The organism is Rhizobium sp. BK313 (genome assembly GCF_014193655.1).
In the GTDB taxonomy this organism is placed as follows: Bacteria; Pseudomonadota; Alphaproteobacteria; order Rhizobiales; family Rhizobiaceae; genus Rhizobium.
In genome coordinates this window covers 1,269,107-1,282,322 of sequence record NZ_JACHZQ010000001.1, presented here as the reverse complement: position 1 = coordinate 1,282,322, position 13,216 = coordinate 1,269,107, and the positions used below count along the sequence as shown (strand labels likewise).

At 60.0% G+C, this 13,216-nt stretch carries 10 protein-coding genes and 1 pseudogene; 7 read left to right on the top strand and 4 right to left on the bottom strand.

The annotated features are described in order from the left end of the window. Positions 1-40 precede the first annotated feature (40 nt). Positions 41-1,129 carry a recombinase RecA gene (recA, locus tag FHT86_RS06020; RefSeq protein WP_133705964.1) on the bottom strand — a complete coding sequence of 363 codons (1,089 nt, stop codon included), beginning with the start codon at positions 1,127-1,129 and terminating at the stop codon, positions 41-43. Positions 1,130-1,368: 239 nt separating this feature from the next. Here recA and FHT86_RS06015 point away from each other — a divergent pair, with 239 nt between their 5' ends. Together FHT86_RS06015 and FHT86_RS06010 are read left to right on the top strand one after the other, a co-directional pair. Further along, positions 1,369-2,313, top strand: coding sequence for a carbohydrate kinase family protein (locus FHT86_RS06015; RefSeq protein ID WP_133705963.1), 945 nt, complete (start codon positions 1,369-1,371; stop codon positions 2,311-2,313). Between the two features lie 46 nt (positions 2,314-2,359). Beyond that, complete coding sequence (locus FHT86_RS06010; RefSeq protein WP_133705962.1) at positions 2,360-3,286, top strand: pseudouridine-5'-phosphate glycosidase; 927 nt, start codon at positions 2,360-2,362, stop codon at positions 3,284-3,286. A 46-nt stretch (positions 3,287-3,332) separates the two neighbouring features. On the opposite strand, the pseudogene trpS reads toward FHT86_RS06010, so the two are convergent. Together trpS and cckA are read right to left on the bottom strand one after the other, a co-directional pair. Then, positions 3,333-4,352: pseudogene (trpS, locus tag FHT86_RS06005) on the bottom strand (tryptophan--tRNA ligase). Between the two features lie 303 nt (positions 4,353-4,655). Then, positions 4,656-7,271 (bottom strand): cell cycle histidine kinase CckA, encoded by a 2,616-nt coding sequence (cckA, locus tag FHT86_RS06000; protein WP_133705961.1) that lies wholly within the window; start codon positions 7,269-7,271, stop codon positions 4,656-4,658. Between the two features lie 290 nt (positions 7,272-7,561). Here cckA and FHT86_RS05995 point away from each other — a divergent pair, with 290 nt between their 5' ends. Further along, positions 7,562-8,512 (top strand): flagellar biosynthetic protein FliO, encoded by a 951-nt coding sequence (locus tag FHT86_RS05995; RefSeq protein WP_133705960.1) that lies wholly within the window; start codon positions 7,562-7,564, stop codon positions 8,510-8,512. 100 nt (positions 8,513-8,612) lie between these two features. Here FHT86_RS05995 and dksA read toward each other — a convergent pair whose 3' ends face one another. Continuing rightward, positions 8,613-9,032 carry an RNA polymerase-binding protein DksA gene (gene dksA, locus FHT86_RS05990; protein WP_133705959.1) on the bottom strand — a complete coding sequence of 140 codons (420 nt, stop codon included), beginning with the start codon at positions 9,030-9,032 and terminating at the stop codon, positions 8,613-8,615. Positions 9,033-9,312: 280 nt separating this feature from the next. Here dksA and FHT86_RS05985 point away from each other — a divergent pair, with 280 nt between their 5' ends. The 4 genes from FHT86_RS05985 to FHT86_RS05970 all read left to right on the top strand — a co-directional run bounded on the left by FHT86_RS05985 (position 9,313) and on the right by FHT86_RS05970 (position 13,154). After that, positions 9,313-9,804, top strand: a complete 492-nt coding sequence (locus tag FHT86_RS05985; protein ID WP_133705958.1) for a histidine phosphatase family protein — start codon at positions 9,313-9,315, stop codon at positions 9,802-9,804. 125 nt (positions 9,805-9,929) lie between these two features. Next, positions 9,930-11,405 (top strand): YcjX family protein, encoded by a 1,476-nt coding sequence (locus tag FHT86_RS05980; RefSeq protein WP_133705957.1) that lies wholly within the window; start codon positions 9,930-9,932, stop codon positions 11,403-11,405. Then, entirely contained in the window at positions 11,402-12,490 is a 1,089-nt protein-coding gene (locus FHT86_RS05975; RefSeq protein ID WP_133705956.1) for a YcjF family protein, read from the top strand. The genes FHT86_RS05980 and FHT86_RS05975 overlap by 4 nt, the downstream gene beginning before the upstream one ends. A 112-nt stretch (positions 12,491-12,602) precedes the next feature. Beyond that, entirely contained in the window at positions 12,603-13,154 is a 552-nt protein-coding gene (locus FHT86_RS05970) for a hypothetical protein (protein WP_133705955.1), read from the top strand. The last annotated feature ends 62 nt before the right edge of the window (positions 13,155-13,216 follow it).

The following is a 13,216-nucleotide window of genomic DNA, read 5'->3' as shown; positions in this document are numbered from 1 at the left end:
ATTTTAGTCTTGAAATCAGTCCTGGGTTCAGTTGCGGAAATTACATTTCCGCGGCGGCATCGCCGTCATCGGCATCAGGTCCGCCATTCTGCAGGAAGCGATCGGCGATGAGACCAGCATTCTGGCGCAGCGACAGCTCGATCTCACGGGCGAGATCCGGATTGTCGCGCAAGAAGAGCTTAGCGTTTTCGCGACCCTGACCCAAACGCTGGCTGTTATAGGAGAACCAAGCGCCGGACTTCTCGACAATGCCCGCCTTGACGCCGAGGTCAACCAATTCGCCGGTCTTTGAAACGCCTTCGCCATACATGATGTCGAATTCCACCTGCTTGAAGGGCGGTGCCATCTTGTTCTTGACGACCTTGACCCGGGTCTGGTTGCCAATCACCTCTTCACGTTCCTTGACGGCGCCAATGCGGCGAATGTCGAGACGGACGGAGGCGTAGAACTTCAGCGCGTTACCGCCGGTCGTCGTTTCGGGCGAACCGAACATGACGCCGATCTTCATGCGGATCTGGTTGATAAAGATCACCATGGTATTGGACTTCGAGATCGAAGCGGTGAGCTTGCGCAGCGCCTGGCTCATCAAACGAGCCTGCAGGCCCGGCAGGCTATCGCCCATTTCACCTTCGATTTCGGCGCGTGGCGTCAACGCCGCGACGGAGTCGACGACGAGAACGTCGATAGCGCCGGAGCGTACCAGAGTATCGGTGATTTCAAGCGCCTGCTCGCCGGTATCCGGCTGTGAGATCAGAAGGTTCTGCAGGTCGACGCCGAGCTTGCGGGCATAGACCGGATCAAGCGCGTGTTCCGCATCGACGAAGGCGCAGATGCCGCCCTTCTTCTGCGCTTCCGCGATCGTCTGCAGCGCGAGCGTCGTCTTGCCGGAGCTTTCCGGCCCGTAGATCTCGACGATACGCCCCTTCGGCAAGCCGCCAATGCCGAGGGCGATATCGAGGCTCAGGGAGCCAGTGGAAACTGTTTCGATTTCGACCACATTCTCGTTCGAGCCGAGCTTCATGATCGAGCCCTTGCCGAACGACCGCTCAATTTGAGAGAGTGCCGCTTCAAGTGCCTTGCTTTTATCCACCGATTTGTCCTCTACAAGCCGCAAAGAATTCTGAGACATTCGATCCACCTTTAGGTTATTGAAGCCGCTCAAGCAATGTCGCCGCTGATGAGATTTGTGTACTCTATTTGTTCTCATATCGCAAGAGCACAACAAGCAATTGAAAGAAAAAGGTAAAATGAATTCCGTTCTACATTTGTTTTCTTCTTTCATCGCAAGCACTTACGCGCCCTCGCCTGGCATTCTGCGCGAAATATCAGCCGGCTCGATTCGCCTTTGGAACCATTGAGGAGATCGATATGGCTAAGAAGGTTCTCGTTCTCGGCGGCGCTCATATCGATCGTCGCGGCCGCATCTTCGGTGAGACGGCGCCGGGTGCCAGCAATCCAGGCGCCTGGTTCGAAGAGCCGGGCGGCGGCGGCTTCAACGCGGCGCGCAATCTGGCTCGGCTCGGTTTCGACGTGCGGCTGATCTCGCCGCGCGGAGGCGATGCGGCCGGCGAAATGGTGGCGGAGGCGGCGCGCCAAGCTGGCGTCGACGACAAGCCCTTCATTTTTCTCGACCGCAAGACGCCGAGCTATACGGCAATCCTCGAGCGCGACGGCAATCTCGTGATCGCCCTCGCCGATATGGAGCTTTACCGGCTGTTTGTGCCGCGCCGGCTGACGATCCGCGCCATCCGCGACGCCTTCGAGGCGTCCGACCTGATCCTTTGCGATGCCAACCTGCCAACCGAAACGCTGGCTACTATCGCAACGCGCGCAGCCGCCCGCGGCAAGCCGCTGGCCGCGATCGCGATTTCGCCGGCCAAAGTGGTGCGCCTTAAGCCCTGCCTTGCCGGTATCGACCATCTGTTTCTGAACGAGGCGGAAGCCGCGGCATTGACCGAAAGCCGTCCGGACGACCCGCGCCACTGGGTCGCCAGCTTGCGAGCATTGGGCCTCAAGGGCGGTGTGATCACCCGCGGAAGGCGCGAGTTGATTGCCTTCTCCGGGAACGATGCCATCAGCCTGCAGCCGCCCATTGTCGATGAGGTGGCAGATGTTACCGGTGCTGGCGATTCGCTTGCTGCTGGCGTACTCGCCGCCCTGCTTGCCGGCCTCGAGCTCGGCGAAGCCGTGCGCTACGGTGCGGCGGCGGCGGCGATCACCGTGCAGTCGCCTTTCGCCACATCGGAAGATCTTTCGCCCGAGCTTCTGAAGGCAATGCTGGCTCTTGTTCCCGAAGCCGCTATTCTGTCATGAAGCGCGCGAATTTCGCATTTCCCATCTCAGCCAATTGGACTCGACCATGACTAAGCCCATTTCACCCCTGCTGCCGATCTCCTATTCGAAGGAGGTTGCGGCCGCCAAGCTGCGCGGTGCACCGCTGGTGGCGCTGGAATCGACCATCATCACCCATGGCATGCCCTATCCCGGCAATATCGAGATGGCACGCAGCGTCGAGGCTATCATCCGGCAGGAAGGCGCAGTACCAGCAACGATCGCCGTTATTCACGGTGTGTTGCATATCGGCCTGGAGCCGGGAGAGCTGGAAGCCCTTGCCAAGACCAGCGGTGCGATGAAGGTATCGCGCGCCGACCTCGCCTTCGCGATTGCTGAGCGCCGCACGGGCGCCACCACAGTCGCCGCAACGATGATCGCGGCTGCACGGGCCGGCATCAAGGTCTTTGCGACTGGCGGCATCGGCGGCGTGCATCGCGGTGCTGAGGAAAGCTTCGATATCTCTGCCGACCTGGAGGAACTCGCCCGCACCGGTGTCATTGTCGTCTGCGCCGGCGCCAAGGCGATCCTTGATATTCCGAAGACGCTGGAAGTGCTGGAAACGCGCGGCGTGCCCGTCGTCACTTACGACAGCGCCGAATTCCCGGCCTTTTGGTCGCGTTCCTCCGGACTGCCGAGCCCGCTGACACTGAATAGTCCAGCCGCGATCGCCAACTTCCAGACAACCCGCGAACAGCTCGGCATCGACGGCGGTATGCTGATCGCCAACCCGGTGCCGGAAGCCGATGAAATCCCGCGCGAGGAGATGGAAATCTACATCGAGCGTGCCTTGGACAGCGCCGAGCGCGACGAGATCGCCGGCAAGGCGGTCACTCCCTATCTTCTCAGCACCATCTTCGACATCACCGATGGCCGCAGCCTCAAGACCAATATCGCGCTCGTCGAAAACAATGCACGGCTTGCCGCCGAAATCGCGGTCGCTCTGGCGGAATAACGCGAAAGGAGCTGCATTGGTTAGGTCCCGGTGCTGTGCGGCCGCTTTAGGTGAACGTGAATAGACCCAAAGCGGCACGCACTTCTGCAAGGGTTGCCTCTGTCCGCTCTTTAGCCCTGAGCGTGCCTCGCTGCAGCACGTCCAGAACATAGCCGGGATCGCTGGCATAGCGCGCACGGCGCTCGCGGATCGGGGCGAGCAGAGCCTGCAGAATATCTTCGAGGTGTCGTTTCACGGCCATGTCACCAAGGCCGCCCCTTTGATAGCGCGCCTTCAGCTCTTCGACGAAACCCCTTTCCTCGGCAAATGCATCGAGATAGGTGAAGACGACATTGCCCTCGACCTTTCCCGGATCGGTAGCGCGCAGATGGTCCGGATCGGTGTACATTCGGCGCACGGCTTGCCGAATATCGTCCGACGAAGCGGATAGCGGAATGGCATTGCCCTGCGACTTGCTCATTTTAGCGTTGCCGTCGACACCCGGCAGACGGCCGATTTTCGGTATCATCGCCTCGGCCTCCGGAAGAACTTCGCGGCAGACCTGCCGGTTGAGACGACGTACGATCTCGTTGGTTTGCTCGATCAATGGGGCCTGATCTTCACCGACGGGGACGATAGTCGCCTTGAAAGCGGTGATGTCAGCCGCCTGCGCGACGGGATAGCAAAGAAACCCCGCCGGAATATCGCGCTCAAAACCGCGAAGCTGGATCTATGTCTTGATCGTCGGGTTGCGCTCCAGCCGTCCGACGGTCACGAAGTTCAGATACAACATTGTTAGCTCGGCCAGCGCTGGCAACGCGGATTGCAGGCAGATCGTCGTCTCGGCCGGGTCGATCCCCACGGCGAGATAGTCGAAGGCAACTTCCAGCACGCTACGGCGAACCCTGTCCGGATCGTGCGCATTGTCGGTCAGCGCTTGCGTATCCGCGAGAAGCAGGAATTGTTGGTGAGTGTGCTGAAGGGCAACGCGGTTCCTCAGAGAACCGACATAGTGACCGAGATGGAGGGGACCTGTGGTGCGGTCGCCAGTAAGAATGATCGGACGCTTTTCGATAGGTAAAGTCATTTGGTTGCTCCGTAAGGGAGCCGCCGCGATCGGGGAGAATGCCGAGAAATGACCATGTCTGCCGGATCACGGCGGCAAGGGTCGATTTCAAGAAATGACGACTGCCGCTCCTAGAAGGAGCGCCACCACATCCGGAGATTGGGATTTGCAAGGTCGGTCATGCCAGCTTGATGCCATGGATCGGACAGCGATGACAACGGGAAATGTCAGCTTCTGTGATTTCAGCAGCCTCTAGACCTTACACGTCTCGTCCGCAGAACGGCAAAACGTATCAAAAACAGCGCTTTATATAGCTATTTTCATCTATCGATCCAGAGTTTCCCTGACAACGACGGCAAGCTGCTTCAGCGAGAAAGGTTTCGGGAGGAAACCGAACTTGGCGTCGGCCGGCAAGTTGCGTGCAAAGGCATCTTCGGCATAGCCGGACACGAAGATGAATTTCATATCGGGATATTTCTTGCGCAGTTCGCGCAGCAGTGACGGCCCGTCCATCTCCGGCATGACGACGTCGGAGACGACAACGTCCACCTGCCCGTCGAGCTCATCCATGATGTCGAGCGCCTCTACGCCGGACCCCGCTTCGTAGACGGTATAGCCGCGCGTCTCGAGCATGCGCTTGCCGCCCCGGCGCACGGCCTCTTCGTCTTCCACCAACAGAACGACGGCCGACTTGCCAGTGAGATCCGCGGGCTCTTCCGGCGGGACGATGGCGGCGACGCTCTGGTCCATTGCCGAGATCTCGCGGTTCTCAGAAGCCTGACCTTCGATCACCGTGGGGATCTCAACGATATGGCGCGGCAAGAAGATGCGGAAGGTCGTGCCCTTGCCGACTTCGGATTCCGGGTGAATATAGCCGCCCGACTGCTTGATGATGCCGTAGACCATGGCAAGCCCAAGCCCGGTGCCTTTGCCCACTTCCTTCGTCGTGAAGAAGGGCTCGAAGATTTTGTCCATGATATCAGGCGCGATGCCCGTGCCGGTGTCGCTCACCTCGACCAGCACCATATCCTCATGTGGCAGGTAGGCATAATTGAAGGCGGGCACATCTGCGGCCGACAGATTGCGGGTGCGTAGCGTCAAGGTGCCGCCACCTGGCATGGCGTCGCGGGCGTTGACGCAGAGATTGATCAGCACCTGCTCGAACTGCGAAAGGTCGGTTTTCACCGGCCAGAGATCGCGACCGTAATCGACATCCAATTTGACATGCGTGCCCGAGAGCAGCCGGTCCACCAGCATGCGCAGGTCGCCGATCACATCAGTTAGATTGAGGATCGTCGGCCGCATCGTCTGCTTGCGCGAGAAGGCCAGCAACTGCCGTACCAGCACGGCGGCGCGGTTGGCGTTGCGCTTGATCTCCATCAGATCAGCGAAGCTGGCATCCGACGGCCGTGCCTGCAGCAACAGGTGGTCGGAAGAAAGCAGGATCGCCGTCAGCACGTTGTTGAAGTCATGCGCGATGCCGCCCGCGAGCGTACCGACCGCATTCAGCTTCTGCGTCTGCGCCATCTGCGTTTCCAGCGCCTTTTGTTCGGTCACTTCGACGGCATAGACGATGGCCGCCTCCTCGGGCGCTTCGTCGGTCTGATCGATGACGGCATTGATATAGAAGCGGAAATGCCGCGTGTCGTCTTTCGGGTTGCGGGAATCGATGGGCGGGATGTCACCCTGCCGGTCCTTGGCGGCGGCAAGTGCCTGTTCGAGCCGCGGCCGATCAGTTTCATAGACAACGGTCTCAAGGGCGGCGCCACGCTCGATATCGTCACGCGATACGAGATCCGAGAAGAGTTTTAGGAAGGGCGCATTGGTGCGCAAAATGCGCCCCGAGCCGTCGACGGAGGCGATCGCCATCGGCGTATTGTTGAAGAATCGGCTGAAGCGCATCGCGGCAACGGAAGCGGATTGATCGTTGTCGCCGCCGTTCTGTCGCGTCAAGACGATGGTGCGGCTTTCACCTGGCGCCCCATCGCGCATCGACGTGACGCTGTGGACGATCTGCACGGGCAGGCTCTGACCGTTGGCACGGCGCAGGTCGAGATCGAGCGTCACAGTCTTTTTCAGGCCGGGTTCGGCCTGGACGGACTGGATCAGCGTCAGGCCCTCGCCGGCAACGAGATCGCCGACGGTCATCGAGCCCGGCGTGAATTTGGTCAGATCGAAGCCCAGCCATTCGGCAAGCGTCGCATTGAGATAGAAGATCTCACCCTTGCGGCCGGCCGAAAAGAAACCCGCCGGCGCATGATCGAGATAGTCGATGGCGTTCTGCAGTTCCTTGAAGAAGCGCTCCTGGTCGTCCCGCTCCGAGGTGATGTCGGTGATCTGCCAGATATGAAGTGCTTTGCCGCTCCCCTGCTCCGGCGGCAATACACGCGCTTTCAGGCGATACCAATGTGCGCCGTTGCCGCTGCCTTCCGCAGGGCCGAGCGGCTTCAGCAGCCGGAATTCCTCCGAACCCTCCTTGCCGTCACGCAGACCATTGGCGAGGCGGTAAAGGGCTTCGTTGGATTCGCGATTGCGTGACAGCAGCGTTTCCAGCGATTGCACCTCGGTCGCCTTGGCTGCGCCCGTCAACCGACCGTAAGCGGCATTGGCGTAAATGATACGGCCCTTTTCGTCCGTGATCAGCGTGCCGTCCGGATGACTGTTCAGGAACGAACGCGCCAGGCTGTCGGACTGCGTCTGTGGCATGACCTCGACGAAGCCGATGATGGAGGACACCAGAAAGAAGATGCCGACCATGGCAAGAATGCCGAGCCCGCCAAGCACGGTTTCATTGTCGAGCTGGTCCTTGAAGACAACAAAAGCCGCGGCGGCGGCCACCAGCACCAGGGCAAGCAGGATAATCCGCAGCACGGTGCCCGAACGAACCCCGCGATCCACCAGCGGCACGCTATACTCGTCGGACTGACGCTGCTTCGTCATAAACCCCTCGTCTCCGCCCTCTTCCTTGTCACGTCATGCACTTGACGGATCGCCGGATTCGGACCTTTCGAATCTTCTTTAGCAAGTTGCTGCACCAGCAAAAAGCTTTGCAGGGCTAGAAAGGCCTGTATTCACAAGGAAGAGCGCTGGACAAAGAATGATCCTATCTTGTCTCCAGGGTATACCTGTCCATATGATCGCCTCATATCAATACAAAGGTGAAGGCGCGGGGCCAGTCGGTTCGTTACGGCAACGCCGCGACATCGGGGACAATTACGGAGTATCTCGAAATGTGGGACGAAATCGCCGGGGCCTATGGCAGCCGCTTCTTCCTCGCAGCCGGTGGGGTCGGAATTGCCCTTCTTCTATTGATCGGCATCCTTTGGATCTTTCGCAACCGAGCGCCCTCGCCTTTCGTGCGCGGTGGTAAAAACCGCCAACCGCGCCTGCAGGTGCTTGACGCCGCTGCCGTCGACGCTCGCCGCCGTCTCGTGTTGGTACGGCGCGATGGCATCGAACACCTTATCATGATTGGTGGCCCGACCGATATCGTCATTGAGTCCGGGATTTCCGATGCGGCCAAGGCAGGTGTGCCGGCGTCGGCACCGGTCGGAATGCCCGTGGGCTACGACCGCCGGTTGGAGACGGTGCAGGAGGCGCCACGCCTCGATCATCAACTGGCCGCAGTTTCACAACCGTCTATGCCTGAGGAAGCAGCAGTCGAATCCTATAGGCAGCGTGAACCGGTTGCTGCCTTTGAGCCGGCCCCGCATCGTGTCGCGCCGGCGGTCGAGCGTCCGCAACCGGCCGTGCCACCGCAGCAGCGCGCACCGCAGTCGGCTGCTATGCTGGGCGAGGCGGAAGTCGCTGAGATTCTCGATGCAGCTCGTCAGCACGTATTGCCGCAAGAGCCGACGCGTGTCGCTGCCGCCGCACAGCCCGTTCGCCAGCCTATGGCCCCCGCCGTCGTCGCTTCGGCAGCACCGGTGGTTACACCGCCGCCGGTGCGTGAACCCGGCACCGATTTCCAGCGCATATTGGAAGCGGAAATGTCAAACAATCTGACTGCGGAGCGGATCATTCCGAATGCGCCGCCGCAACGGCAAATACAGCAGCAGCCCGCAGTCTCTCCAGCGCAACGCCGAGATCCGGAACTCGCACCGATGACCGGATCGGATGCCGCGCTCCAAAAGGAGGTTGCGCGTATCTTCGGTGAAATGAGCGTCAACCGGGACAAATAGACTGGAACGCTGGCCGGTCTTGCGCGGGAACTAAAAAAGGCACGACGGAAATTTCCGCCGTGCCTTAATTTTTTGCATTCCAATCGGAATAATCAGACGCTTATTCGTCGCGGTAGACTTTTTCGCGGCGCTCGTGACGTTCCTGCGCTTCGATCGACAGGGTGGCGATAGGGCGGGCGTCCAGACGCTTGAGACCAATCGGCTCACCGGTTTCCTCGCAGTAACCGTAGGTGCCATCCTCGATCCGCTGCAGAGCAGCGTCAATTTTTGAGATAAGCTTACGCTGACGGTCACGAGCCCGAAGCTCGATGGCTCTGTCGGTTTCAGAAGAAGCCCGGTCAGCCAGATCCGGATGATTTGCGCTTTCTTCGGCCAAGTGATCGAGGGTTTCGCGCGCTTCTCTTAGGATATCATTTCTCCAGGCGACTAACTTTGCTCGAAAATAGGCACGCTGGTTTCCATTCATGAACTCCTCGTCTTCCGAGGGCACATAATTGCTAAGATCGATCTTCTCACTCAACGCGATTCTCCTGAAGAACATCTCATATGGCGCGCTGTATATCCCAACCGATAGTATCGATTCAAGCCAAATAGACGTGGTAAACGGATTTTTAAATTTGTCATAAAATTCGGCTAAAGGTCTATTTTTTCATCATATATTCGCTATACCAAAAATGTGGTAGAACCATAACCTTCGCGTGAATGACCGCCAAACTCCCGCATCGCCGATGGCTCTGGTGTTGACGGCACACGGGATGAGGCGGTACGTCAAAGGGCAAATCGAGAACGGGAATTCCGCCATGACCAGCATCACGCCACCGCCTTCCCGGATCTACCTGTTGCGTCATGCAAAGGCCCAGCGGGCCGCGTCCGGCCAGAAGGATTTCGACCGCGCTCTCAGCGATGACGGCTATGCCGCAGCCGAAATCGTCGCCGAAAAAGCCGTCGACAAGGACTACAAGCCAGATCTCGTCATTTCCTCGACGGCACTGCGCTGCCGCCAAACCGCCGACGCCATACGCCGTGTCATGAGCCCTTCTACCGAGTTTCGTTACGTCGATCCGCTATACAACGCCACGACGGACATCTATCTCGAAATCATCTCATCACAGGTGACCGAGGACTCGGTTATGCTGGTCGGCCACAACCCGACCATTGAACATACGCTGGAAGCGTTGATTGGCCATGACGCGTTCGTCGCTGCGCTGCCCAACGGCTTCCCGACCGCCGGGCTTGCCGTCATCGACTCGACGCCGTCGGGGTGGGTCCTTTCGGATTTCGTCACGGAATAGGTTCGGCAGCAAAATATCGGGCGGAGCGGTGATTTAGTGGGTTTGCCCCGTAGAGGCCGGTCATCTTTTCGGCTTTCGCATTGCTTCCTATATTGACCATCACGCTGTCATTCAGGGATCCCGCCTTGCCGCCAAGCCTGACCTCCTTCACAGACGACGCCCTGATCGCCTTCGATAATCTCGTCGACCGCACGACAGGTCTTGTCAATCCGACGATCCGGCTCGGCGTCACCGGCCTTTCGCGGTCCGGCAAGACCGTTTTCATTTCCTCTCTGGTGCATAATCTGCTGAACGGCGGTCGCCTGCCGCTGTTCGAGCCGGTGCAATCCGGCCGCGTCTCCGCCGTTCGTCTAGAGCCGCAGCCAGACGATGCCGTGCCGCGCTTCCAATATGAGGACCACATCCGTGCGCTGGTGAAGGAGCGCATCTGGCCGGATTCGACGCGGGCCATCTCGGAACTGCGCATCACGCTGGACTACCAAAGCGCCAGCGGTTGGAACCGGCTATTTTCGCCAGGCCGCCTTTCCATCGACATTGTCGATTATCCCGGCGAATGGCTGCTTGATCTACCATTGCTCGCCAAGGACTTCCGGGCCTTCAGTGAGGAGACGCTGACGCTGGCGAAGACCGGCATTCGCGCGGAGCTGTCGCGCGCGTGGCTCGCGATGACGCAAGCGACCGATGCTGCCGCATCCGCAGACGAGATGACTGCACGCGAGCTCGCCACCGCCTTTGCTAACTATCTTAGAGCCTGCAAATCCGACGAACGTTCGTTGTCGACCTTGCCGCCCGGCCGCTTCTTGCTACCAGGAGATCTCGACGGTTCGCCGGCGCTGACCTTCGCGCCTCTGGTGCCTCCGGCCGAAGGCAAGGCGCAGAAAGGCTCGCTGTGGGCAATGATGGAGCGCCGATACGAAGCCTATAAGTCCGTCGTGGTGAAACCCTTCTTCCGCGAACATTTCGCTCGCCTTGATCGGCAGATCGTCCTTGTCGACGCATTGCAGGCCATCAACAGAGGTCCGGAAGCGGTACAGGATCTGGAACGTGCGCTGACAGACGTCCTTGCCTGCTTCCGTCCGGGCGCCAATTCCTTCTTTTCCTCACTGCTCGGCCGTCGCATCGACCGCGTGCTGGTTGCCGCGACCAAGGCCGATCATCTTCATCACGAAAGCCACGACCGGTTGGAGGCGCTGACACGCCGGCTGGTGGAACGCGCCATAGAGCGTATCGGCATGGCCGGTGCCGGCATCGAGGTCATGGCGATCGCCTCTGTACGCGCCACACGCGAGGCGACGGTAAAACGCGACGGCCATACGCTTCCCGTCATCGTCGGCACGCCGATGGATCGGGAGACGATCGGCGGCGAGAGCTTCGACGGCAACCGCAAGACGGCGGTTTTCCCAGGGGATTTGCCGGAAAATCCGCAATGGTTGTTCGATGCGCTTGAACCCGGCGCGGCCAATGTCCACCTGCCTGAGGTCAGCGTCGTCCGCTTCCGCCCGCCGGAACTGGACGAAACAGGCGGCGGCATCAAGCTCTCCGTGCCGCATATCCGCCTCGACCGCGCCATGCAGTTCCTGTTCGGAGACCGCCTCGCATGACGAAGCCGACAGCAGACGATCCCAGAGGCTTTTCCCGCCGTCCCGCCGCCTTCTCGCTGGAGCCGGAGACGTCAAAGGAAGATGCGCCTGCAAAAACGGCTGCGGAAGCGCCGCGCCGCAAACCGCAGAGTTTCGATACGGAAATCGTTCTGACGCCGGATGAGGAAGATCCGTTCGTCAATCCCGCTCTCGCCGCGTCAGATGGTGAAGCCGCAGTTGCCGCCCCGCGCCGCAGAGGTTTTTCCTTCGGCAAGATTGCCGCCGGCGCCTTCGGCATTCTCCTATCGCTCGCCTTCGGTCTCTGGACCGACCAACTGATTCGCGATCTCTTCAATCGCGCCGACTGGTTGGGTTATGCCGCCCTTGCTGTGCTCGGCATCGGCATTCTCGCCGTCCTCGCCATCGTCATTCGCGAGACGGCAGGCATGATGCGGCTTGCGGCCGTGCAGACGATCAAGGCAGAGGCGGAAGCGGCCATTGCCGAGACGCGCCCGGCGCGCGCAAAAGCACTTGTCCAGCGCCTATCCACGCTTTTGGAGACCAATCCGGAAACGGCAAAAGGCCGCGCCACGCTGAAAGCGGCCGAGGACGATATCATTGACGCGCCGCAGTTGATCGACCTTGCCGAACGCGAACTGCTCGGTCCGCTCGACCGCCGCGCCCGCGCACTGATTCTCGGCGCGTCCAAACGAGTATCCGTTGTCACCGCCGTTAGCCCGCGTGCGCTGGTGGACATTCTCTATGTGCTCTACGAATCGGCCAAGCTGGTCCGCGCCATGGCGGAGCTCTACGGCGGCAGACCCGGCACGCTCGGCATGATCCGCTTGATGCGCGATGTGCTCGCGCATCTCGCCGTTACCGGCTCGATCGCCGTCAGCGACAGCATCGTGCAGCAGTTGATCGGCCATGGTTTGGCCTCGAAACTTTCGGCCCGACTCGGTGAAGGCGTCGTCAACGGCATGATGACGGCGCGCATCGGCATCGCTGCGATGGATCTCTGCCGGCCGCTGTCGTTCAAGGCGTTGAAACGGCCGGGTATCGGTGATTTCGTCGGCGATCTGGCGCCAAACATCACCGGCCGCTGAGTGCTGTAAACACCCGCGAAGGCGGCTTCTACTTCCATAAGAAACCAAGCATTAACCATTCTAAGGCAAAAGTGGATACCAGTTTCCGGTTCCTCTTCGTTAGGGAATGTCCATGTTTTCGCGCCAATTTCTTCTTGTTTGCGGCTTTGCCGCTGCGGCCCTCTCCGCAGGTGCCTGGGTGCATTCAGCCGATGCGGCATCCCGTGACAAAGCCTTCTTCCAGTCCGTCGCCGGCTCGTGGCGCGGCCCGGGCGAGATCGTCGCCGGCAAATACAAGGGCACGAAGTTCACCTGCAACCTGACGGGTCAGGCGCTCAACGGCAACAATGCCGGTGTCAAGCTCGACGGGACCTGCCGCGTTGGCGTCTTCCAGCAGCCAATGACCGCTGAAATCACCCAGAACGGCGGCAGCTATACAGGGAAATTTCTTGATGGTGCAGCCGGCAAGGGCCTGGATGTAACATCAGGCACCGTCAACGACGGCACGGTGGTGCTCGGCCTAAACCGCCAGAAGCTGAATGGCGCCATGATTGCCCGCGTAACAGACAACAAGACGATGAATGTAACGATATCGGTTAAGGTCAATGACCAGATGGTGCCCGTCATCGGTGTGACGCTCCAGCGCGCCGATATCGACCAGATGGCTGTGGGATCAATCCAATAGAGCTTATGCGCTGATAGCAAAAAACGCCTCCGGCCTTCGTGACCAGGCCGGAGGCGTTTTAT